The sequence below is a fragment of the Prescottella defluvii genome, assembly GCF_000738775.1.
Classification (GTDB): Bacteria; Actinomycetota; Actinomycetes; order Mycobacteriales; family Mycobacteriaceae; genus Prescottella; species Prescottella defluvii.
Map to the genome: position 1 here is coordinate 131,120 of NZ_JPOC01000008.1, position 26,988 is coordinate 158,107.

At 72.3% G+C, this 26,988-nt stretch carries 1 protein-coding gene; it reads left to right on the forward strand.

Going from position 1 to position 26,988, the window contains the following annotated elements; all coding sequences use genetic code 11:
* The first annotated feature begins 86 nt into the window (after nt 1–86).
* Nucleotides 87–26,948, forward strand: coding sequence for a non-ribosomal peptide synthase/polyketide synthase (locus IJ15_RS0103680; protein WP_031936993.1), 26,862 nt, complete (start codon nt 87–89; stop codon nt 26,946–26,948).
* Nucleotides 26,949–26,988 lie beyond the last annotated feature (40 nt).

Below are 26,988 nucleotides of genomic sequence, written 5' to 3' on the forward strand. Positions count from 1 at the left end.
GTCGGAAACCGTCCGGACGGCGAAAGGATCTTGATATGGTGTGGTCCCGATGCAACCGGGGCATTCTGCTCTCAGGGGGCGAGTAAATGACGTTGTCAGGATCTCGGGAACCCGGCTCGCGTGGTTCCGACACTCCGGATCTTCCTACGGAGGCCTTTCCGCTGTCCGCGGTGCAGCGGAGCATGTGGTTCGCCCAGCAGCTCACGCCGGGCGTACCCATCTTCATCGCGCAGTACGTGGCGCTGCACGGCGACCTGGACCTCGATCTGCTCGACCGGTGCGCGGTGGTGGCGGCCGAGGAATTCCAGTCACCGTTCCTGCGCCTGGTCGATGTCGACGGCGAGCCCTGGCAGCTGGTCGATCCCGACACCGACCTCTCGATCGGCCGGATCGACCTGCGCGACCACCCCGATCCGATGGCCGCGGCACACGAGTGGATGGACCACGACCACTCGGCGCCGATCGACCTCACCCGGGAACGCCTCATCGATATGACGATCCTGCAGATCGGTGACCGGGACTACCTGTGGTACACCAGAATTCATCATGTCGCCTTGGACGGCTACAGCGGCATGACGATGGCGAACCGGATCGCGGCCCTCTACACCGCGGCCGTGGAACATCGCGACCCCGAACCCAATCGGGCCCTCGACCTGCGTGAGCTCCTCGCGGTCGACCAGAAGTACCGGGCATCGAGCCGCTTCCAGGCCGACCGCGAATACTGGGCCGACCACATCGCCGGCATCGAGTCCGGGTCCACGCTCGCCGGGCACGAGGCGCCCGTGCGGGCGGTCAGCCGCGTCGTGAGCGCCCCGCTGTCCGCGGAGGTGATCGCGGCACTCGACACCACCGATCGACGTCTCGAGGCCACCCCGGCGGCGGTGCTGATCGCGGCGTTCGCCGTCTACCTGTGCCGCATGACCGGCCGCACGGACGTGCTGGTCAACATGCCGGTGTCGGCGCGCACCACCGCACCACTGCAGCGGTCCGGCGGCATGCTGGTCAACGTCGCACCGCTGCGGGCGACGGTGCTGCCGAACGACACCGTCGCCGACGTGGTCGGGCGGATCCAGTTGGAGTTGGTGGGCGCGTTGCGGCACCAGCGGTGCAGCATCGAGGACATCCGCCGCGACGCCGGGTTGACCGGCACCGCGCGCGGACTGGCCGGCCCGATGGTGAACGTGATGCTGTTCCACCAGCAGATGACGCTCGGGCCGATGGTCGGCGAGTACCACATCGTCACGTCCGGCCCGGTCGAGGACCTGCTGATCAATTTCGTCCAGAGTGGCACCCCGACAACGACATTCGTCGAGTTCCGGGCGAACCCGGGGCGCTACACCGAGGATGTGCTGCGCACCCACCACCGCCGGTTCCTGGAACTGGTCGACGAGTTCGTCCTCGCGCCCCCCGACACCCGCATCGCCGAGCTTCACACCGAGAGCTCGGTGGTGGGGGCGCAGTTGCTGCGGTCCGCGGCGCAGCTCGAGTTCTGGTCCCGCGAGCTGGCCGGGCTGCCCGACATCCTGTCGTTGCCGTCCGACCGGCCGCGCCCGTCGCGCCGGGCGCTGGACGGGGATCGGGTGGACTTCACGATCGCGCCGCGCATCCACCGGGCCCTGGTGGAGCTGGCCGCGGACCGTGGCTGCACGGTGTTCGCGGCCGTGCACGCGGCGCTGGCGGTGCTGCTCTCGCGGCTGGCCGACGTCGACGACATCGCGATCGGGACGCCCGTGGCCGGCCGCGGTGCCGGCGGCGACTTCGTCAACACCGTCGCCCTGCGCACCGCGCTGCCGCCCGGGATCACGTTCGGCGACCTGCTCACCGACGTGTGCGCGTCCGAACTGGACGCGTTCCGGCACGCCGAGACCCCGTTCGCGCAGCTGGTGGAGGCGCTGGACCGCACCCGGGAGAACGCGCACTCGCCGCTGTTCCAGGTGATGCTCGAGTTCCGGGACGGCCGCACCCCGCACCTCGAGCTCGACGACCTGATCGTGCGGGGCACCGACGCGGGACCCGACCTGTCCGCACTGGATCTGAGGCTGACCGTCGAGGAACGGTTCGCCTCCGACGGCGCCACCGCGTCCGAGCGGGTGCCGGCCGGGATGGACGCCTCGTTCGCGTACGCGACGGACATGTTCGACGCCGCGACCATCGAGGCGCTCGCGGCGCGTCTGCTCCGGTTGCTCGGTGCGGTACTCGACGACGCGTCCGTCGCCGTCGCCGACATCGACCTACTCGGCGACGAGGAACGGCGGGCGCTGTCCGGGGTGTGGGGCGGAGACGGTGTCACCCCCCGCACGCTCGCCGACCTGCTCGGCGACGCCGCGCGGCGGGACCCGGAGCGGGTGGCGCTGGTCCACGAGGGCCGCGAGGTCACCTACCGGGAACTCGACGAGCAGTCGAACCGGTTGGCGCGCATGCTCGCCGCGCGGGGCGTGGGTCCCGAGGCGGTGGTGGCGCTGTCGATGCCGCGATCCATCGAATCGGTGTCGTCGGTGTGGGCGGTCGCGAAGACCGGCGCGGCGTTCGTGCCGGTGGACCCGAACTATCCGCCCGACCGGATCGAGCACATGCTCACCGACTCCGGCGCGCTCCTGGCACTGACCGTCGCGGCGCACACCGACGCGGTCGCCGACACGGTCCCCACACTGGTGCTCGATGCGCCCGGTTTCGCCGAGCAGGTGCGGCAGTGGCCGGCGGATCCGGTCACCGACGCCGACCGGATCGCCGGTCTCCGGATCGACCATCCGGCGTATCTCATCTACACGTCCGGCTCGACCGGCACCCCGAAGGGTGTCACGGTGACCCACCGCGGCCTGGCGAACTTCGCCGAGGACGAACGGGTCCGGTACGGGGTGCGGCCCGAGTCGCGGACCCTGCACTTCTCGTCCCCGAGCTTCGACGCGTCGGTGCTCGAGCTGATGCTCGCGGTCGGGGCCGGGGCGACGATGGTGATCGCGCCGCCGACGATCTACGGCGGCGCCGAACTGACCGGGCTGCTGCGGCAGGAGCGCGTCACCCACGCGTTCGTGACACCCGCCGCGCTCGGATCGGTCGACCCGGTGGCGCTCACCGAGCTGGAATGCGTCGTGACCGGCGGCGAGGCCTGCCCGCCGTATCTCGTCGAACAGTGGGCGCCCCGGCACCGGATGTTCAACGCGTACGGACCCACCGAGGCGACCGTGGTGTCGAGCGTGTCCGCGCCGCTCGCGGTGGGCCGCGAGGTCACCATCGGCAGCCCGCCGCTCGGGACCGGGGCGCTGGTGCTCGACAGCCGGCTGCGGCCGGTGCCGGTCGGCGTGGCCGGTGAGCTCTACGTGTACGGCGACGGTCTGGCCCGCGGCTACCACGACCGGCCCGGCATCACCGCGGAACGCTTCGTCGCCAACCCGTTCGGCGGGCCCGGCGAACGGATGTACCGCACCGGTGACCTGGTCCGTTGGCAGAGGGCCGGGGACGCGTACACGCTCGAGTATCTCGGCCGCACCGACTTCCAGATCAAGATCCGCGGCTACCGCATCGAACTCGGCGAGGTGGAGGCGGCACTGCGCTCGCATCCCGCGGTGGGGTTCGCGCTCGCGACGGGGTTCGTGGGACCGGCCGGGGACACGCTGCTGGTGGCCTACGTCCAGCCCGACGGCACCCGGGAACCCCACGCCGGTGGCGCCGGCAACGGACTCGCCGGCGACATCATCACCCACGTCGCGGACGTGCTGCCGCCGCACATGGTGCCCGCGAGCGTCGTCGTACTCGAGTCTCTGCCGCTCACCCCGGCCGGCAAACTGGATCGGCGTGCCCTGCCGGAACCGCGGTTCGACACGGGCACCGGCGAATTCCGGGCACCGAGCACCCTCGACGAGAAGAAGATCGCCGGGGTGTTCGCCGAGTTGCTGGGTGTCGAACGGATCGGCACCACCGACAGCTTCTTCGACCTGGGCGGCAACTCGCTCACCGCGACCCGCATCGTGGCCCGGATCAACGCGACCCTCGGCACCGAACTGGGTGTGCTCGACCTGTTCGAGGCCCCCACCGTCGGTGAGCTCGCCGCCCGCGTCGAGGCCGCCGGGCCCGGGCACGGGGCCCGGCCCCCGCTGGTACCGCGGGACCACGACGGCCCCGTCCCGGTGTCGACGGCGCAACAGCGGATGTGGTTCGTCAACCAGTTCGACCCCACCTCAGCGGCGTACAACATCCCGATCGCGGTGACGATGACCGGCGCCCTCGACGTCCCGGCGCTGCGGACCGCGCTCGCGGACGTCTTCGAGCGGCACGAGTCGTTGCGGACGGTGTTCCCCAACACCCCGGACGGCCCCGTCCAGTCGGTGCGCCCGACGTCGGAGGTCACCGTCGACCTCCGACCGGTCCCGGTGACCGAGGACGAACTGTCCCAGCGGATGACGGCCGCCGCGGCGGCACCGTTCGACGTCACGGCCGCGCCGCCGGTGCGCGCGAACCTGTGGCAGCTCGGGCCCACCGAGCACGTGCTGACGCTGGTGGTGCACCACATCGTCGCCGACGGTCTGTCGATGACCCCGCTGGCGCGGGACGTGATGGCCGCGTACGGCGCCCGGTCCGCGGGCACCGCACCCGACTGGACGCCGCTCGCGGTCCAGTACACCGACTACTCGCTGTGGCAGCGCGACCTGCTCGGCTCGGAGGACGACCCGCACAGTCTGCTCTCGCGTCAGCTCGACCACTGGCGCGGCGAACTCGCGGGTGCGCCCGACCTGCTGGAGTTGCCGACCGACCGGCCCCGGCCGCCGCAGCAGTCGATGCGGGGCGCCGTCGCCGACTTCACGATCGCACCGCACCTGCACCGGCGGCTGCTCGACGTCGCCGGCGAGGGCGAGGCGAGCCTGTTCATGGTGCTGCACGCCGCCCTCGCGGTGCTGCTCGCCCGGTCCAGCGGCAGCTCCGACATCTCCATCGGCTCCCCGGTGTCGGGCCGCGGTGAGGCCGAACTCGACGACCTGATCGGCATGTTCGCCGGCACGCTGGTGCTGCGCACCCAGGTGGAACCGGACGTCACCTTCAGCGATCTGCTGGCCCACACCCGCGCCGGTGACCTGGCCGCCCTCGGCAACACCGACGTCCCGTTCGAGCGGCTGGTCGAGGTGCTCGATCCGCCGCGCTCGGGGGCGTACTCGCCGCTGTTCCAGGTGATGCTGGTGCTGCAGGGCGGCACCGACCAGAACCGGCTGGAGCTGCCCGGGCTGGCGGTCGAGGTATCCGAGATCGCGACGGGCACCGCCAAGTTCGACATGCAGTGGATCCTCACCGAGCACGCCGACGAGGAGGGCCGGCCCGGCAGCATCGAGGCGACGGTGTCGTACGCGACCGACCTGTTCGACCCGGCCACGGTCGCGGGATTCGCGGACCGGTTCGTGCGGATCCTCGAGTCGGTCACCGTCGACACCGCGGTCCGGGTCGGCGACATCGACGTCCTCGTCGACGGCGAACGCGAACTGGTGCTGGGGGAATGGAACGCCACCGCCCACGCGGTGCCCGACGCCACCCTCGCGGGCCTGTTCGACGCACAGGTCCGGCGCACCCCGCACGCGGTGGCGTTGACGTTCGGCGACGAGGAACTGACGTACGCGCAGTTCGCGTCCCGCGTGCACCGCCTCGCCCGCGAGCTGATCGCCCGCGGGGTGGGACCGGACACGCGGGTCGCGCTGTCGATCCGGCGTTCGTTCGACCTGCTCGTCGCCATGTACGCGGTCGTCGAGGCGGGCGGCGCGTACGTGCCACTCGACCCGGACCACCCCTACGCCCGCACCGAGTACGTGCTCGACAGCTCGCAACCGGTGTGTGTGCTCGCAACTCGCCGGGACCGCGGCCGGTTGCCCGCCGGGGTGGACGTCGTCGAGATCGACCGGCTCGACCTCGACGGCCGGGACGAGGGCCCGATCCGCCCCGAGGAGCGTCGCACCGTGCTGCGCCCCGACGCCGTCGCGTACGTCATCTACACGTCGGGCTCGACCGGCCGGCCCAAGGGTGTGGCGGTGAGCCACCGCTCGATCGTGAACCGGTTGTCGTGGATGCAGGACCGGTACCGGCTCACCGCGTCCGACGTGGTGGTGCAGAAGACGCCCGCGACGTTCGACGTGTCGGTGTGGGAGTTCTTCTGGCCGTTGCAGACCGGCGCGAGCCTGGCGATCGCGATCCCCGACGGGCACCGCGATCCCGCCTACCTGTCGCAGCTCGTCGAGGATCGGCGGGTCACCGTCGCGCACTTCGTGCCGTCGATGCTCGCGGCGTTCCTCGTCGGCGGCCGGCCGCAGCAGTGCCGGTCGCTGCGGACCGTGTTCTGCAGCGGCGAGGCGCTGCCGCCCGCGACAGCGGCCGCGTTCGTCGAGTTCGCCGCCGCCTCCGGTGCCGAACTCCACAACCTGTACGGCCCCACCGAGGCCGCGGTCGACGTCACCTACCGGCAGTACACCGACACCGATCGGGTGAGCGTGCCGATCGGCGCCCCGGTGTGGAACACACAGGTGTTCGTGCTCGACGCGCGGCTGCATCCGGTCCCGGTGGGCGTGCCCGGCGAGCTGTACCTGGCGGGCGTGCAGCTGGCCCGCGGGTACGTCGGCCGCCCGGACCTGACCGCGGAGCGGTTCGTCGCCGACCCGTTCGGCCCGCCCGGTGCGCGGATGTACCGCACCGGCGACGTGGTGCGCTGGCGCCCCGGCGGCGCCCTCGAGTATCTGGGCCGCACCGACTTCCAGGTCAAGCTCCGGGGACTGCGGATCGAACTCGGCGAGGTCGAGGCGGCGCTGCTGACGCAGCCGGGGGTCGCGCAGGCCGTCGTCGTGGTGCGCCGCGACGAGATCGTCGGCGAGGCCCTGATCGGGTACGTCATCGGGGACATCGGGGATGCTGCCGTGACGCTGGACCCCGCCGCGCTGCGGGATGCGGTCGCCGAGACGCTGCCCGCGTACATGGTGCCGGCCCAGATCCTCGTCGTCGACGAGTTCCCGCTCGGCGCCACCGGCAAACTGGACCGCGGCGCGCTGCCCGCCCCCGAGTTCGGGTCCGCCGAAACCGAGTTCGTCGCCCCCCGCACCCCCGTCGAGGAGATCCTCGCGGCGATCTTCGCCGAACTGGTCGGCGCGCCCCGGGTGGGGGTGTACGACAGCTTCTTCGACCTGGGCGGCAACTCCCTGACCGCGACCCGCCTGGTCGCGCGCGTCAATTCCGCGCTCGACACCAGGATCGGGGTGCGTGAGGTCTTCGACGCCCCCACCGTGTCCGCGCTGGCGCTGCGGATCGCGTCCGCGGGCACCCGCGGCGCCGGTCGCGCGCCGCTGACCGCGGGCGTGCGGCCCACACCGGTGCCGGTGTCGCTGGCGCAGAAGCGGATGTGGTTCATCAACCAGTTCGACACCACGTCGCCGGCGTACAACGTCGTGCTGCCGGTGCGCCTCGACGGCGACCTGGACCGGGACGCGCTGCGCGCCGCGATCACCGACGTGCTCGAGCGGCACGAATCGCTGCGCACCCGGTTCCCGATGGTCGACGGTGAACCCACCCAGGTGGTGCTGCCGACCGCCGCCGTCGTACCGGAACTGGAAGCGGTCCCGGTGCCGGAGGCCGAGGTGCCGGAGCGGATCGCGGAGTTCGGGGGCGCCGGATTCGACGTCACGCTCGCCCCGCCCGTCCGGTCGGCGCTGCTGCGGGTGGCCCCGCACAGTCACGTGCTCGTCATCGTCGTCCACCACATCTGCGCGGACGGCTTCTCGATGGCCCCGCTCGCGCGGGACCTCATGACCGCGTACGTGGCCCGCTCCGCGGGGGAACTGCCCGGGTGGGAGCCGCTGCCGGTGCAGTACGCCGACTACGCGTCGTGGCAGCACCGGGTGCTCGGCAGCACCGAGAGCCCCGACAGCCTGCTCTCGACCCAGCTCGACTACTGGGCCCGCACCCTCGACGGGCTCCCCGAGGTGCTCGAGCTGCCGACCGACCGGCCGCGGCCGGCGGAACGCTCGATGCGGGGCGCGGTGCACGACTTCCGTATCGACGCCGACACCCATCGACGTCTGGTGGCGATCGCCCGCGGCCACAACTCGACGGTGTTCATGGCCGTGCACGCCGCCCTCGCCGCCCTGCTGGCCCGGCTCGGCGACACCGACGACGTCGCGATCGGCACCCCGATCGCCGGTCGCGGGGAGGCGGCGCTCGACGACCTCGTCGGCATGTTCGTCAACACGCTGGTGCTGCGCAGCCGGTTCGACCCGGAGGCCACCTACTCGGCGCTGCTCGCCGGGGTCCGCGACGCCGACCTCGACGCCTTCCACCACGCCGACCTGCCGTTCGAGCGTCTCGTCGACGCGCTCGCCCCGGAACGCTCCACCGCGCACACGCCGCTGTTCCAGGTGATGCTCGAGTTCCGCAACACCGATCGGCCCCGGCTGGAGCTGCCCGGGCTGACCGTCACGACCGTCGATGCCGCGGCCGACATCGCGAACTTCGATCTGTTGCTCACCCTCACCGAGGACTTCGCCGAATCCGGGGAACCGGAGGGGGTCTCCGCCGGGTTCACGTACGCGACGGACCTTTTCGATCCCGCCACCGTCGCGCGGCTCGCCGAGCGGTTCGCCGCGGTGCTGCGCGCGGTCACCACCGACCCGGCCACCCGGGTCGGCGACGTCGACCTGCTCACCGCCGACGAGCGTGGGGCCCTGGCGCCGGTGAGCGGGGGCGCCGGTGTGCCCGCCCGCACACTGCCCGAACTGCTGGCGGCCGCGACCGTGATCGACCCCGAGTCCGCTGCGGTGGTGTTCGAGGGTCGGGAACTGTCCTACCGCGAACTCGACACCCGCTCGGATCGACTGGCCCGGCTGCTGATCGCGCGCGGGGTCGGTCCGGAATCGGTGGTGGCCCTCGCCCTGGCCCGCTCGCTCGAGTCGGTGACCGCGACGTGGGCGGTGGCCAAGACCGGGGCCGCGTTCGTGCCGGTCGACCCGAACTATCCGCCGGACCGGATCGCGCACATGCTCACCGATTCCGGTGCCGTCGTCGGTCTCACCGTCGCCGCGCACCACCCCGGACTGCCGCAGTCCACCGACTGGATCGTGCTCGACGACGAGGACGTCCGGCAGAATGTGCGCCGGCACCCGGCCGGGCCGATCACCGACGCGGACCGCACCGGGCCCCTTCGGCTCGACCATCCCGCGTACCTGATCTACACGTCCGGGTCGACCGGCACCCCGAAGGGCGTCGTCGTCGCGCATCGCGGCCTGGCGAACTTCGCGGCCGAGGAACGCACCCGGTTCGGGGTGACGCCGTCGTCGCGGACCCTGCACTTCTCGTCCCCGAGCTTCGACGCCTCGATCCTCGAACTGCTGCTGGCGATCGGGGCCGGCGCGACGATGGTGATCGCGCCCCCGGACGTGCTCGGCGGCGACGAACTACGGGATCTGCTGCGCGACGGCGCCGTCACCCACGCCTTCGTGACCCCGGCCGCGCTCGGATCGGTGGACCCGGACGGGCTGGACCGGATCGAGTGCGTCGTCACCGGCGGCGAGGCGTGCCCGCCGGAACTGGTCGCGCAGTGGGCGCCGGGACGGCGGATGTTCAACGCGTACGGGCCCACCGAGGCCACCGTCGTCGCGGCGGTCAGCGAACCGCTCGCCGTCGGGGCGCCGGTCACCATCGGCCGGCCACCGATGGGTGCCGGGGCGGTGGTGCTCGATTCGCGCCTGCACCCGGTGCCCGGCGGGGTGCCCGGCGAGCTGTACGTCCTCGGATCGGGACTGGCGCGCGGCTACCACGACCGGCCCGGGATCACCGGGGAACGCTTCGTCGCCAACCCGTTCGGCCGGCCCGGCGAACGCATGTACCGCACCGGCGACCTGGTGCGCTGGAACGGGTCCGGCCAGCTCGAGTATCTGGGCCGCACCGATTTCCAGGTCAAGATCCGCGGGTTCCGCATCGAACTCGGCGAGATCGAGTCGGCGCTGCGCCGCCACGCCGGGGTCGCGGCCGCCGTCGTCACCGTCGACGGGTCCGGGCCGGCGAGCCGGCTCGCCGGTTACGTCGTGCCCGAACCCGGCGCCGACCTCGACGTCGATGCGGTCGTCGACTTCGTCGGGACGCTGCTGCCGTCGTACATGGTGCCGTCCGCGCTGACCGTGCTCGACCGGGTGCCGCTCGGTCCGGCCGGCAAGGTGGACCGCCGGGCGCTGCCCGCACCGGACTTCGGGACACGCGCCACGACCGGCCGGGCACCGCAGTCGCCCCGCGAGCAGGAACTGGCCGGGCTGTTCGCGGACGTGCTGGGGCTCGACGCGGTCGGTGTCGACGATTCGTTCTTCGCGCTCGGCGGCGACAGCATCATGTCGATCCAGCTGGTGTCGCGGGCCAAGGCGCTGGGCCTGCACTTCTCCCCGCGGGACGTCTTCGAGCACAAGACGATCGCGGCGCTGGCCACGATCGCCCAGGCCGGTCCCGGCGCGACGGTGCTGGCCGAACTCGACGGCGGCGGGCTGGGCGACGTGCCGCTGCTGCCGGTGGCCCGCTGGCTGCTCGGCCGCGGCGGCTCCCACGACCGGTTCTCGCAGGCGGCGCTGCTCACCGCGCCCGACGGACTCGACGAGGCCGGGCTCGCGGGCGCACTGCAGGCGGTGCTGGACCGGCACGACATGCTCCGCGCCCGCATCCGGCCCGGCGAGCACCGGATGACGGTGCCGGTGCCGGGAACGGTGTACGCCGAGTGGCTGATCCGCCGCGTGGACGTCACCGGGGCGGTCCCCGGCACCGACGCCTACGCGGAGATCGTGCGCACCGAACTCGACGCCGCCGAGGACCGGCTCGATCCGGCCGCCGGCCAGATGGTCCAGGTGGTGTGGCTCGATTCCGGCACCGACCGCGGCCGCCTGCTGGTCGTCGTCCACCACCTGGTCGTCGACGGGGTGTCGTGGCGGATCCTGGTGCCCGACCTGGCGATCGCGTGGACGCGGATCGCCGCCGGTGAGCGACCGGAGCCCGCGCCGGTGGGTACCTCGATGCGGCGGTGGGCGCACGGCCTCGTCGACGCCGCACCGCAGCGCCGCGACGAGCTGGACCTGTGGCGGGGGATGCTCACCGGCCCCGACCCGATCCTGGGGTCACGGCCCCTCGACCCCGCCGTCGACGTCGCGGCGACGGTCGAGAGCGTCACCGTCGAGATGTCCGCGGACGTCACCGAGGCGCTGCTGACGACGGTGCCGGACGCGTTCCGCGGCAGCGTCAACGACGGACTGCTGACCGCGCTGGCACTCGCACTGGTCCGGTGGCGCCGCGGCCGGGGGATCGCGGCGACCGACGCGTTGGTCACCCTCGAGGGGCACGGGCGTGAGGACCATGTGCTGCCCGGCGCCGACCTGGGCCGGACCGTCGGCTGGTTCACCACCCTGTTCCCGGTGCGGCTGGATCTGGCCGGGGTGGACATCGACGACGCGTTCGACGGCGGGCGCGGCGCCGGCGCCGCGGTGAAGGCGGTCAAGGAACAGCTGCTCGCCGTCCCCGATCACGGCATCGGCTACGGGATGCTGCGCTACCTGGACCCGGACGGTGACCACGCGCTCGGCGGGCTGCCGGCACCCCAGGTCAGCTTCAACTACCTGGGCCGGCTCACCGCGAGCGTGCCCGACGACCAGCGCGACGCGGGCTGGGTGCCGACCGACGACGCCGACCTGGGGATCCTGCAGGACGCGGACCTGCCGGTCGCGTCGGTGCTCGACATCAACGCCGTCACCACCGACGGCCGGGACGGCTCCCGCATCCGGGCGACGTGGGCGTTCCCGGCGGGCGTGCTGACCGCCGCCGAGGTGGAGGAGCTGGCGGGACTGTGGAGCGAGGCGCTGATCGCGCTCGCCCGGCACGTGTCCCGACCCGGCGCGGGTGGGGCGACGCCGTCGGACCTCGACCTCGTCGCGCTCGACCAGGCCGAGATCGAACGGCTCGAGCGGCGGTTCCCGGCGCTGACCGATGTGTGGTCGCTCTCGCCGCTGCAGTCCGGTCTGCTGTTCCACGCGCAGATCGCGGACCGGTCCGTCGACGCCTACATGGTGCAGATGATGCTCGACGTGCGCGGCGCGGACGCGCAGCGCCTGCGGCGGGCCGGTCAGACGATGCTCGACCGGCACCCCAACCTGCGGGCCGCGTTCGTGCACGCCGCCGACGGCACGCCGGTGCAGGTGATCGCCGACCGCGTCGAACTGCCGTGGATCGACGTCGACCTGTCCGAGCTGGACGCGCCGGTGCGGGCGGCGGAGCTGTCCCGGCTGCTGGCCGACGACCGGGCGCAGCGATTCGACATGGCCACCGCGCCCCTGATCCGGTTCCTGCTGGTGCGCACCGGCCCCGACGAGCACCGACTGGTGCTCACCAACCACCACATCCTGCTCGACGGCTGGTCGACGCCGCTGATGATGCAGGAGTTGCTGACGCTGTATGCCACCGACGGCGACGCCTCGGCGCTGCCGCGGGTGCATCCGTACCGCGACTACCTCGCCTGGATCGCCGCGCAGGACACCGCCCGCTCGGTGCAGGCGTGGTCGGACGCCCTCGGCGGCCTCGAGGAACCGACCCTGCTCGCACCGCTCGACCGGGCCCGCGAGCAGGCCACGATGCCGGACGCGGTGGAGATGGCACTCGACACGGCCGACACCGCCCGGCTCTCCTCGATCGGCCGCCAACTCGGGGTCACCCTCAACACGATGATGCAGGCCGCGTGGGCGATCGTGCTCGGCGCGCTCACCGGCCGCGACGACGTCGTCTTCGGTGGCACCGTGTCCGGTCGGCCACCGCACATCCCCGGCATCGAGTCGATGATCGGCCTGTTCATCAACACGCTGCCGGTGCGGGTGCGTCTCGATCCGCGCGAGTCGGTGGGCGAGCTGCTGCGCCGGGTGCAGGCCGAGCAGGCGGGGCTGCTCGACCACCACCATGTTGGGTTGACGGAGATCCAGGACGCGGCTGGGCCGGTGCTGGCGTTCGACACGCTCACCGTGTTCGAGTCGTACCCGGTGGACCGCGCCGCGGTGACCGACGCGGACATCGCCGGGCTGCGACTGGTGCACATCCACGAGGGTGCCGATGCCGCCCACTACCCGCTGACCCTGGTCGCGAACGTCGACGACCGGCTGCGGATGAAGCTCGAGTACCTGCCGGACCTGTTCGACCGGGCCACCGCGCAGGCCCTCGCCGACCGGGTCACCCGGATCCTCACCGCCGTCGCCGAGGACCCGCAGTGCCCGCTGGCCCGGCTGCGGCTGCTCTCCGACGACGAGTGGGCCGACCTGGTGCCGCTGCGGGGCCGACCCGGACGCACCGCCCGGACCCTGCCGGCCCTGTTGACCGACGCCGCCGCGGCGCACCCCGACGGCGTCGCGCTGGTCGCCGGCGCCACCGAGGTCTCGTACCGCGAACTCGACGAGCGGTCGAACCGGCTGGCCCGCCGGCTCGTCGAGCAGGGGATCGGCCCGGAATCGTTCGTCGCCCTCGGCATTCCCCGGTCGGTCGAGTCGATCGTCGCGGTGTGGGCGGTCACCAAGACCGGGGCCGCGTTCGTCCCCGTCGACCCGAACTATCCGGCCGAGCGGATCGCCTTCATGCTCGACGACTCCGGCGCCGACGTCGGCCTCACGGTGGCGGGCGCCCACGACCGGCTCCCGGGCACGGTGCCGTGGCACGTGCTCGACGATCCCGGTTTCGCGGCCGGCTGCGCCACGGCATCGGCCGCCGCGGTCACCGACACCGACCGGACGGCGCCGCTGCGGCTGACCCATCCCGCCTACGTGATCTACACCTCCGGCACCACCGGCATCCCGAAGGGTGTCGTCGTCACCCACGCCGGACTCGACAACCTGGCCGACGACTTCCTGACCCGGTTCGCGACCGTGTCGTCGTCGCGGACCCTGCACTTCTCCACACCGAGCTTCGACGCCGCGGTCCTGGACTACCTGCTGGCGTTCGGCGCCGCCGCCACCATGGTGATCGCCCCGACCACCGTGTACGGCGGCCGCGAACTCGCGGACCTGCTCCGCGACCAGCACGTCACGCACGCGTTCGTCACCACGGCCGCCGCCGCCACCGTCGACCCGACCGGGCTCGACGAGTTCCGTGAGGTCGTCGTCGGCGGCGAAGCCGTGCCGCCGGAACTGGTGACACGCTGGGCGCACGACCGGCGCTTCTACAACGGCTACGGACCGACCGAGGCGACGGTGATGGCGAACATCAGCGCCCCGCTGGTGGCAGGGGAGACCGTCACCATCGGCGCCCCGCTGCGCGGTGTCACCGAACTCGTCCTCGACCCGAGCCTGCGGCCGGTTCCCACCGGGGTGCCCGGCGAGCTGTACATCGCCGGGTCCGGGCTGGCGCGCGGCTACCACCGCCGCCCCGGTCTGACCGCGGACCGGTTCGTCGCCAACCCGCACGGGACCCCCGGCGAGCGGATGTACCGCACCGGCGACGTGGTGCGGGTGCGCCCCGACCACACCGTCGAGTACATCGGCCGGTCCGACTTCCAGGTCAAGATCCGCGGCTTCCGCATCGAACTCGGCGACATCGACAATGTGCTCGGCGACCATCCGGAGATCCGGTTCGCGGTCACGCTCGGCCGGCCCGGCCCGGGCGGGGGCACCGCCCTGGTGACGTACGTGCTGCCGAACGCCGGCGCCCGACCCGAGCCCGGCGAACTGCGGGACTTCGCCGCGGCCCGGCTGCCGGTCCACATGGTGCCGTCGAGCATCATGATCCTCGACGAGATCCCGATGACCCCGATCGGCAAGCTGGACCGGGCGGCGCTGCCGGAGCCGGAGTTCCTGCCGTCCGGGACGACGTTCCGGGCGCCGACCAATCCCGTCGAGCAGACCGTCACCGACGTGTTCGCCGAGGTCCTCGGGCTGGAACGGATCGGTGTCGACGACAGCTTCTTCGACCTGGGCGGCAACTCGCTGATCGCGACCCGGGTCTCCGCCCGGCTCAGCACGGCGCTCGGCGTCGACGTCGGGGTGCGTGCCCTGTTCGAGGCGCCGACGGCCCACCACCTCGCCCGCTGGATCGACCGGAACCGGGAGACGGCCGCGGACCGGCCCCCGCTGGTGCCGGCGCAGCGGCCGCGGCGCGTCCCACTGTCGCTGGCGCAGAAGCGGATGTGGTTCATCAACCAGTTCGACACCGACTCGGCGGCCTACAACATCCCGCTGGCGGTGCGACTGTCCGGCGAACTCGACCCGGCCGCCCTGCGCGGCGCGGTCCGCGACGTGCTGGACCGGCACGAGTCGCTGCGCACGTTCTTCCCGTCCGTCGACGGGACGCCGGTCCAACGGATCGTCCCGGCTGCCGAAGCAGCCCCGGACCTGACGGTGATCGAGGTTCCCCCCGGCGACGTGCCGGGCCGGGTGTCGGCGCTGATCTCCGGCGGTTTCGATGTCACCGCCGCCGTGCCGGTGCGGGCCGAACTGCTCCGGCTCGGACCCACCGAGCACGTCCTGGCGATCGTGGTGCACCACATCTGCGCCGACGGGTTCTCGATGGCGCCCCTGGCCCGGGACGTGATGACCGCGTACCTGGCGCGGGTCGGCGGCCACGTCCCACAGTGGGCGCCGCTGCCGGTGCAGTACGCGGACTTCGCGCTGTGGCAGGGCGACGTGCTCGGCTCGGAGGACGACCCGGACTCGCTGATCAGCCGCCAGCTCGCGTTCTGGACCGAGGCGCTGGCCGACCTGCCCGAGGCGCTCGCGCTGCCCACCGACCGGCCGCGGCCGGTCCGGCAGCGCTTCGACGGTGCCCGTGTTCACTTCGACATCCCCGCCGACGTGCACCGGTCGCTGGCCGACGTGGCGCGCCGCCACGGCGCCACCATGTTCATGGCGGCGCACGCCGCGCTGGCGGTGCTGCTGGCCAAGCTGAGCGGCAGCGGCGACATCGCGATCGGCACCCCCATCGCGGGGCGCGGCGAGGCTGAACTCGACGACCTGGTGGGCATGTTCGTCGGCACGCTGGTGCTGCGCAGCCGGGTCGACGGCGCCGACGGCTTCGAGGACCTGCTCGCCCGGACCAAGGAGTTCGACCTGGCGGCGTTCGGGAACGCGGACCTGCCGTTCGAGCGGCTCGTCGACGTCCTGGCCCCCGAGCGGTCGACCGCGCACTCGCCGCTGTTCCAGGTGCTGCTCGAGTTCCAGAACAACGAGCTGCCCCGACTGGAGCTGCCCGGCCTGGTCGCCGAGCCGGTGGAGGCGGAGCTGGCCGTCGCCAAGTTCGACCTCCAGCTGACCCTCGCCGAACGTCACGACGAGCAGGGTGTGCCGGCCGGGATCACCGCGGCCTTCACGTACGCGACGGACCTGTTCGACGCGGACACCGTCGGTGCGCTGGCCCAGCGGTTCGTCCGGCTGGTCGACGCCCTCACCGCCGATCCGGCCCGACCGACCGGCGACGTCGGGATCGCCACCGACACCGAACTCACCGCGCAGCTGCGGGACTGGAACGCCGCGGGGTCCCGCGCGCCCGCGACCACCCTCGCCGACCGGTTCGCCGACGCCGCGGCCCGGTTCGCCGACGCCGACGCGCTCACCTTCGACGGAGTCACCCTCGACTACGCCGAACTCGACGCCCGCGCCAACCGCCTCGCCCGGCACCTCGTCACGCTCGGTGCCGCCCCGGAAACGCTCGTCGCCGTCGCACTGCCGCGGTCGCTGGACCTGGTGGTCGCGCTGCTCGCGGTGATCAAGTCGGGTGCCGGTTACCTGCCGGTCGACGTCACCTACCCGGCGGACCGGCTCGCGTTCATGCTCGCCGACTCCGCGCCGGTGTGCGTGCTCACCACCGCGGCCGACGCCGCCGCGATCCCGCCCACCGACGTGCCGCTGGTGCGCCTCGACGACACCGCCGTCGTGGACGCGGTCGCGGGCCGACCCGACCGCCCGGTCACCGATGCCGACCGCCGGATTCCGGTGCGTCCCGACGACGTCGCCTACGTCATCTACACGTCCGGTTCGACGGGCCGGCCCAAGGGCGTCCAGGTCACCCACCGCAACGTGCTCACCCTGTTCGAGAACACCACCGCGACGTTCGGTTTCGACGAGACCGACGTGTGGACGATGTTCCACTCCTACGCGTTCGACTTCTCGGTGTGGGAACTGTGGGGTCCGCTGCTGCACGGCGGCCGGCTGGTGGTGGTCGACTTCTACACCGCACGGTCGCCGGAGATGTTCCTCGACCTGCTGCGCCGCGAACAGGTCACGGTGCTGAACCAGACCCCGACCGCCTTCTACCAGCTCGCCGAGGCCGACCGCCTCGCCGGCGACGCCTCCACGTCCGCCCCGGAACTGGCGCTGCGGTACGTCGTGTTCGGCGGCGAGGCGCTCGATCTGGGCCAGCTCGGTCGGTGGTACTCCCGGCACCCGGACACCTCGCCGCGCCTGGTCAACATGTACGGCATCACCGAGACCACCGTCCACGTCACCCGGCTCGACCTCGACCGTGACTTCGCGGCGGCCGCGAACGGGAGCGTGATCGGGCGGGCGATCCCGGGCCTGCGGGTGATGGTCCTCGACGACCGTCTGCAGCCGGTCCCGACCGGGGTGACCGGCGAGATGTACGTCGCCGGAGACCAGCTCACCCGCGGCTACCTCGGCCGCTCCGCCCTCACCTCGGGACGGTTCGTCGCGGACCCGTTCGGCGGGCCCGGTGAACGCATGTACCGCACCGGCGACCTGGCCCGGTGGAACCGCGACGGCCGCCTCGAATATCTGGGCCGCAGTGACTTCCAGGTCAAGATCCGCGGGTTCCGCATCGAGCTCGGCGAGATCGAGGCCGCGCTGCTGCGGTACCCGGGTGTCGCGCAGGCCGTGGTGACCGTCCACCAGGGCGAGCACGGCGCCGCGCGACTGGTCGGCTACACCGTCCGCGAGCAGGGCTTCGACCTCGACCCGCAGGACCTGCTCGACCACGTCGGCGCCGAACTGACGTCGTACATGGTGCCCGCGGCCCTCGTGGTGCTCGACGAACTCCCGCTCACCGCGAACGGCAAACTGGATCGCCGGGCCCTACCGGACCCGAATTTCGGGGCCCGCACCACGGGCGGCCGCGCCCCGCAGACCGACACCGAGCGGGTCCTCGCCGCCCTGTTCGCCGAGGTGCTCGGGCTCGACGCGGTCGGTGTGGACGATTCGTTCTTCGCGCTCGGCGGCGACAGCATCATGTCGATCCAGCTGGTGTCGCGGGCGAAGGCCGCAGGCATCGGGTTCTCCCCACGCGACGTGTTCGAGCACCGCTCCGTCGCCGGCCTGGCCGCGGTGGCGGCCGCCGCCGACGGCGACGCCCCGGTTCACCTCGAGGAACTGCCCGGCGGCGGGGTCGGCGAGTTCCCGTTGACCCCGATCATGCGCTGGCTGCTGGGCCGCGGCGGCGGGGACGTCGTCCGCCGCTACACGCAGACCGCACTGCTGGCGCTGCCGCCCGCGATCGACGCCGACCGCCTCACCCGCACCCTGCAGGCGGTGGTGGACCGCCACGACATGCTGCGGGGACTGCTGCAGTCGCTCGACCACGGCGAGCCCAGCATGCAGGTCCGGCCCGTCGGCGCGGTGTCCGCCGCCGACCTCGTCACCCGGGTCCCGGTGGACGAGCCGACCGGACCCGCCTTCACCGCGACCGCCGCCACCGAACTGGACCGGGCGGCCGGCCGGCTCGATCCGTCGACCGGGGTCATGTTGCAGGCGGTCTGGTTCGACGCCGGACCCCGCGGCGGACGACTGCTGCTGGTGGTCCACCATCTCGCCGTCGACGGGGTGTCGTGGCGGATCCTGGTGCCCGATCTGGCGGCCGCCTGGTCGGCCGTCGATGCGGGGGAGGTCCCCGACCTGCCGGACACCGGAACCTCGATGCGACGGTGGGCGCACGCGCTGGCCGACGCCGCGGTCGGCGGCACCCCCGGCCGCGACCGCGAACTCGACCTGTGGCGGTCCGTCCTGGCCACGGACGACCCGGTGATCGGGACACGTCCACTCGATCCGGCCGTCGACGTCACCGGCACCGTCGACAAGGTGTCCGTCGAACTCCCCGCCGCGGTCACCGAGGCGCTGCTCACCACGGTGCCGAACGCGTACCACGGCAACGTCAACGACGGGTTGCTGGCGGCACTCGCGATGGCCTTGACCCGGTGGCGCCGCACCCGCGGCCACGACACCGCCGCGGCGCTGGTGAATCTCGAGGGTCACGGCCGCGAGGATCAGGTGGTGCCCGGCGCCGACCTGGGTCGCACCGTCGGCTGGTTCACCACGATCTACCCGATCCGACTCGACCTCGACGGCATCGACGTCGACGACGCGTTCGCCGCCGGTCCGGCCGCCGGAGCGGCGATGAAGGCGGTCAAGGAGCAGTTGCTCGCGATCCCGGACCACGGCATCGGCTTCGGGATGCTGCGCTACCTCGACCCGCGGACCGCCCCACTGCTGGCCGCGGCGCCGGTCCCGCAGGTCAGCTTCAACTATCTGGGCCGACTCGGCGGCACCGCCGCCGCCGGGGACGTGGGATGGCTCCCGGTCGGCGATGTCGAACTCGACGACGCCCCCGATGCGTCGCTGCCCGTCGCGAACGTCCTCGACGTCAACGCGGTGGTCACCGAAACCCCCGAGGGACCGCGCCTGCGGGCGACGTGGTCGTTCCCCCGCGGCGTCCTGGCCTCGGTCGACGTCGGCGAACTGGCCGACCTGTGGGTGCGGGCCCTGTCCGCGCTGGCGCGGCACGCCGAACATCCCGGCGCGGGCGGGCTGACTCCGTCGGACCTGGACCTGGTGGGACTCGACCAGGCCACCATCGACGCGCTCGAGCACCGCTTCCCGCACCTGTCGGACGTGTGGTCGCTGTCGCCGCTGCAATCCGGCCTGCACTTCCACGCCGCGTACTCCGGCGAGTCGGCCGACGCATACCTCGTCCAGTTGACGCTGACGCTGGGCGGCACCGTCGACACCGACCGGCTGTGGCGCGCCGGCCAGGCGCTGCTGGACCGGCACCCGAACCTGCGGGCCGCGTTCGTCGCGCCCGGCGGCGGGGCCGAGTCCGCGGGCACGGTGCAGGTTATCCCCGAGCACGTGACCCTGCCGTGGACCGCGGTGGACCTGTCGCGACTCGACCCCACCGCCCGCGCCCGCCGGTTCGCGGAACTGATCCGCGCCGACCGCCTCACCCGATTCGACCTGACGACGGCCCCGGCGATCCGGATGACGCTGGTCGACCTGGGCGACGGGCAGCACCGGCTGGTCATCACCAACCACCACATCCTGCTCGACGGCTGGTCCACGCCTCTGGTGCTCCGGGACCTGCTGACGCTGTACGCCACCGACGGCGACGCCTCGGCGCTGCCCCGAGTGCATCCGTACCGCGACTACCTCGCGTGGATGGCGCGGCAGGACGCCACCGAATCGACGGACGCGTGGCGCCGGGCGCTCGCCGGACTCGAGGAGCCGACGCTGCTGGCACCGGCCGTCCGCGGCGCCGACGCCGGGGCGGGCACCGAGGAGTTCGAGCGCGAGTTGTCGGCGACGCAGACCGACATGCTGCGCTCCCTCGTCCGGGAGCGGGGCCTGACCCTGAACACCGTCGTCCAGGTCGCGTGGGGCATCGTGCTGGGCGCGATGACCGGGCGCAGCGACGTCCTGTTCGGCGGCACCGTCTCGGGCCGCCCGCCGCAGATCCCCGGCATCGAGTCGATGGTGGGCCTGTTCATCAACACGCTTCCCGTCCGCGTCACCCTCGACGCCACCGAGACCCTCGGCGACCTCCTCGACCGCGTGCAGCGGGAGCAGGCAGAGTTGCTCGACCACCACTATCTCGGTCTCGCCGACATCCAGAAGGCCACCGGACCGGCCGCCACGTTCGACACCCTGACGGTGTTCGAGTCCTACCCGGTGGACCGGCAGGCCCTCACCGCCGACACCGACATCGCCGGCATGAAGGTCACCGGCATCGACGGCCGGGACGCCGCCCACTACCCGCTGTCGCTGGTCGCGTCGGTGAACGGCAGCCTCAACCTCAAATTCGAGTACTTCCCCGAGTTCTTCGACCGCGCCGCCGTGGAGTCCATCGCGACCCGCGTCGCGGTGGTGCTCGACCGCCTCGTCGCCGACCCCGACCAGCCGCTGGCGCGGCTGGACCTGCTGACCGAGCCCGAACGGCGTGAACTGGCACCGGTCCTCGGTGCCCCCGGTGGTTCCACCCGCACCCTGCCGGAGATCTTCGCCGACGCGGCCGCACTGGACCCGGCCGCGATCGCGCTGTCGTTCTCCGGGCGCGAGGTCACCTACCGTGAACTCGACACCCGCTCCTCCCGCATCGCCCGGTTCCTCATCGACCAGGGCGTCGGGCCGGAATCATATGTGGCGCTGGGTATTCCACGATCCGTCGAATCGGTGCTCGCGGTGTGGGCGGTCGCCAAGGCGGGCGGCGCCTTCGTCCCGGTCGACCCCAACTATCCGCTCGAACGGATCGAGCACATGCTCGCCGACTCGGGCGCCGGCCTCGGACTCACCGTCGCCGCACACCGACACGACCTGCCCGACACCGTGACGTGGCTGACCCTCGAGGACCCCGAGTTCGTGGCCGCGTGCGACGACCACTCCGACGCACCGGTCACCGCCGCCGAACGGCTCGCCCCGCTCGGCCTGCACCACGCCGCGTACGTGGTGTACACCTCCGGGTCGACGGGCCGACCCAAGGGCGTCGTCGTCACCCACCAGGGACTCGACAACTTCGCCCTCGACCAGCAGGAACGCTTCGGTGCGACCCCGCGGTCCCGGACGCTGCACTTCGCGACCCCCAGCTTCGACGGCGCGGTGTTCGAGTACCTGCAGGCCTTCGGGGTGGGCGCGACGATGGTGATCGCCGAACCCACCGTGTTCGGCGGCGCCGACCTCGCGCACCTCATCGCGTCCGAGCGCGTCACCCACGCGTTCGTCACCACCGCGGCGCTCGGCACCGTCGACCCCACCGGGTTGGACACCTTCACCCACGTCGCCGTGGGCGGCGAGGCCTGCCCGCCGGCCCTGGTGAGCCGGTGGGCGCCCGGCCGCGAGCTGCACAACGCGTACGGCCCCACCGAGACCACGATCATGTCGAACATCAGTGTGCCGATGACCCCCGGCGACCCGATCACCATCGGCGGACCGATCCGAGGGGTCGGTGAACTCGTGCTCGACGGGCGCCTGCAGCCGGTCCCGGTCGGGGTGCCGGGCGAGCTGTACATCACCGGCCCGGGCCTGGCCCGCGGGTACCACCGTCGGCCCGGGCTGTCCGCGGAACGCTTCGTCGCCGACCCGTTCGGCAAGCCGGGGGAGCGGATGTACCGCACCGGCGACATCGTGCGCTGGCGGCCGGATCACACCATCGAGTACGTCGGCCGCTCCGACTTCCAGGTCAAGGTGCGCGGTTTCCGCATCGAACTCGGCGAGATCGACACCGAACTGATGGCCGATCCCACCGTCAGCGTCGCCACCACCCTCGGGGTGCCCGGACCGTCCGGGGACACGGTGCTGGTGTCGTACGTGGTGCCCCGCACCGACGCCACGATCGTGCCCGCGGCCCTGACCGACCGGATCGCGGAGCGACTGCCGGCGCACATGGTGCCGGCCGCGATCACGGTGCTCGACGCGATCCCGCTCACCCCGGTCGGCAAGCTCGATCGCGGCGCACTGCCCGCACCGGAGTTCACATTCGGCACCGGCGAGTTCCGGGCGCCGACCAACCCTCTCGAGTACACGCTGTCGGACATCTTCACCGAGGTCCTCGGCGTCGACCGGGTCGGCATCGACGACAGCTTCTTCGACCTGGGCGGCAACTCGCTGATCGCGACCCGGGTCACCGCCCGGCTCGGCAGCATCCTCGACGCCGACATCCCCGTCCGTGCGCTGTTCGAGGCGCCGACCATCCACGCGCTCGCCCAGTGGATCTCCCGCGAACGCGACACCACCGCCGCGTACCGGCGACCGGAACTGACCCGGCGCGAGCGGCCCCCGCGGATCCCTCTGTCGCTGGCGCAGCAGCGAATGTGGTTCATCAACCAGTTCGACACCGCGTCGGCGGCCTACAACATCCCGATGGCCGTCAACCTCAGCGGAGACCTCGACACCGAGGCGCTGCGCGCCGCGGTCGGCGACGTCCTCGAGCGCCACGAGTCGCTGCGCACCGCCTACCCGGTCGTCGACCGGGTCCCGTCGCAGCGCATCGTGCCGGTCGGCGAGGTCCTCACCGGACTGACCCCGGTCGACGTGCCCGACGAGGCCGCGCTGCGGGAACGGATCGTCGCGTTCGCCTCCGCCGGGTTCGACGTCACCACGGCGCCCCCGGTGCGGGCGGAGCTGCTGCGGCGCGGTCCGACCGAACACGTGCTGGTGATCGTCGTGCACCACATCTGCGCCGACGGGTACTCGATGGCCCCGCTCGGCCGGGATCTGATGGCCGCCTACACCGCCCGCGCCGCCGGCGCCGCCCCGCAGTGGACGCCGCTGCCGGTCCAGTACGCGGACTTCTCGCTGTGGCAGCACGACCTGCTCGGCGCCGACAGCGATCCGGACTCGCTGCTGCGCCGCCAGCTCGAGTTCTGGACCACCGAACTCGCCGGGCTGCCCGACGTCATCCAGCTGCCCACCGACCGACCGCGGCCGGTGCAGCAGAGCTTCCACGGCGGCCGCATCGAATTCGAGGTCCCCACCGACCTCCACACCCGGATCACCGCGATCGCGCACCGCCACGGCGCCAGCCTGTTCATGGCGATGCACGCGGCCCTGGCGACGCTGCTCGCCCGCCTCGCCGACACCGACGACATCGCGATCGGCACCCCCATCGCGGGCCGCGGCGAGGTCGCGCTCGACGAGTTGGTCGGCATGTTCGTCAACACCCTGGTGCTACGCACCCGCGTCGACCACGGCGCCTCGTTCGACGACATCCTCCGGCAGGTCCGAGAAGCCGACCTGGCCGCGTTCGGGCACGCGGAGGTGCCGTTCGAACGGCTCGTGGAGGAGCTGAACCCGCCCCGGTCCACGTCCTACTCGCCCCTGTTCCAGGTGTCCATCGAGTTCCAGAACAACGAACGGCCGCGCCTCGAGCTGCCCGGCCTCGTCGTCGAGGGCGTCGGCATCGACGCGCAGGTCGCGAAGGAAGACCTCGAACTCGTACTCGCGGAGGAGTTCGCCGGCGACGGCACCCCGGCCGGGATCAAGGCGTCCCTCGACTTCGCGACCGACCTGTTCGACGAGCACACCGTCCGGGCGTTCACGGAACGCTTCGTGCGGGTACTCGAGGCCGTCACCGCCGACCCGGCCCGCGCGGTCGGGGACATCGAGATCCTCGACGCCACCGAACTCGACGAGCTGGCGCCGGCGGCCGGGCGGACCGCGGTGTCGCCGCACGTGTGGCCGGAACTGCTGGCCGCGGCGGCCGCAGTGGATCCCGACGCCGTCGCGCTGACCTATCTCGGGCGGACCGTCACCTACCGGGACCTCGACGCGCAGTCCAACCGGCTGGCCCGGGTGCTCGCCTCGCGCGGCGTGGGCCCGGAGACGTTCGTGGCCCTCGGAATGCCTCGATCCACCGAGGAGATCCTGTCGATCTGGGCGATCGCCAAGTCCGGTGCCGCGTTCGTCCCCGTCGACCCCAACTACCCGGCCGACCGGATCGCGCACATGCTGACCGACTCCGGCTGCAAGGTCGGACTGACGACGTCGGCGCTGCGTGAACGCCTCCCGGACACGGTGCCGTGGCTCGTCGTCGACGACGGCGAACTCGACGCGGACCTGGCCCGGGCGTCGGCGGCGCCGGTCACCGACACCGACCGCACCGCCCCGCTGCACCTCACCCATCCGGCGTACCTGATCTACACCTCCGGATCGACGGGCCGGCCGAAGGGCGTCATCGTCACGCATCTGGGCATCGCGAACCTCACCGCCGAGGAGCGGAACCGGTTCACCGTCACCCCGCAGTCGAGGGTCTCGCACCTGGCCTCGCCGAGTTTCGACGCCTCGGTGTTCGAGATGATGATGGCGTTCAGCGCCGGTGCCCGGCTGGTGATCGTGCCGCCCACCGTCTACGGCGGCACCGAACTGACCGAACTGCTCTCCCGCGAGGGCGTCACGCACGGCTTCATCACCCCGACCGCGCTCGCCTCGATCGAGGACGAGGGCCTCGAATCGCTGCGGGTCCTCGCGGTGGCGGGGGAGGCCTGCCCGCCGGAACTGGTCGCCAAGTGGGCCCCCGGACGCCGGATGTTCAACGGCTACGGCCCCACCGAGACCACCATCCAGGCCAGTGTCAGCGGCCCGATGCAGCCCGGTGAAACGGTCGACATCGGCGGCCCGGCGATCGGATTCCGCGAGGCCGTCCTCGACGGCCGCCTGCGTCCGGTCCCGGTGGGGGTGCCGGGCGAGCTGTACATCTCCGGCCCAGGCCTGGCCCGCGGCTACCACAACCGGCCCGGGCTGTCCGCCGAACGCTTCGTCGCCGACCCCTTCGGGGAGCCCGGCGCCCGGATGTACCGCACCGGCGACGTCGTCCGCTGGCGGCCGGACCGCACCATCGAGTACATCGGCCGCTCCGACTTCCAGGTCAAGGTGCGCGGCTTCCGCATCGAACTCGGTGAGATCGACGCCGTGCTCACCCGGCACCCGGCGGTCACGTTCGCGGCGACCCTCGGGCACACCGGACCGTCCGGCGACACCCTGCTCGCGTCGTACGTGCGTCCCGTCGAGGGGTACACGGTGCAGTCGCGTGAGCTGCGTGCGCACGTCGCGGCGCAGTTGCCCGCCCACATGGTGCCGTCCGCGGTGGTGGTGCTCGACGAGATCCCCCTGACCCCGGTGGGCAAGCTGGACCGACGGGCGCTGCCGGCCCCGGAGTTCACGTCGTTGACCACCGAGTTCCGTCCGCCGACCACCGCGACGGAACGGGCCGTGACCGAGGTGTTCGCCGACGTCCTCGGCATCGAGCACGTCGGCATCGACGACAGCTTCTTCGATCTCGGCGGCAACTCCATCATCGCGACCCGCATCATGTCCGAACTGCAGTCGCGGCTCGGACGCCAGATACCGCTGCAGACGATGTTCCTGGACCCGACACCGTCCGGGCTCGCCAAGCGGATCGACCTGCCGGTCGGCTACCTCGGCCACCGCGATTCCCCGGTCGACGACGCGCTCGGGGTGGTGATCCCGCTGCGCCCGAGCGGGGACCGCCCGCCGCTGTTCTGCGTGCATCCGGGGATCGGGCTGTCGTGGGGGTACGCGGGACTGGTGCAGTACCTGGCCAAGGACCGCCCCGCGTACGGGCTGCAACTGCCGCTGCTGAGCGGCGGCCCGGACTTCGAGTCGGTGCAGCAGCTCGCGCACCGGTACGTCGAGGAGATCCGGATCGTGCAGCCGCACGGCCCCTACCACCTGCTCGGGTGGTCGTTGGGCGGGGTGATCGGGCACGCCATGGCCGTCGAACTCCGCAACGCCGGGGAGGAGGTCGCGACCCTCGCGATCATGGACAGCTACCTCACCGAGGATGAGGAGGAACCCGAGCACCTGACGGTGGTCGAGCTGCTCGAGGGCCTCGGGCTGGACCTGGCGCCGTACAGCGACGTCCGCGACCTCACGTACACGCAGGCCGTCGAACTGCTCAACGAATCACTCGGGCAGGAAACAGGTTTGACGCCCGCCCACCTGAAGCGGATCAACGACGGTTTCACCACGTCGGCGCGCATCATGAACCGCTACCAGCCGGGCGTGTTCGACGGGGACCTGCTGTTCTTCACCGCCGGTCTCGGCGACGGCAGCGAGCATGACGCGCAGGAGCATTCACCGCAGGTCTGGGAGTCCGCGGTCACCGGCCGGATCCACGAGTTCACGATCGACTGCGAACACAACCAGATGATAGAGCCGACCGCGCTCGCCGAGATCGGGCCACTGCTCGAGAATTACCTCGTGAAACATTGAAATCGGTCCTGCCGCAACAAAGTTCGCATTCACAACCAAC

Bases quoted from the DNA above. Each gene is read 5' to 3' on its own strand.
- IJ15_RS0103680 (WP_031936993.1), top strand. From the start codon at position 87: ATGACGTTGTCAGGATCTCGGGAACCCGGCTCGCGTGGTTCCGACACT.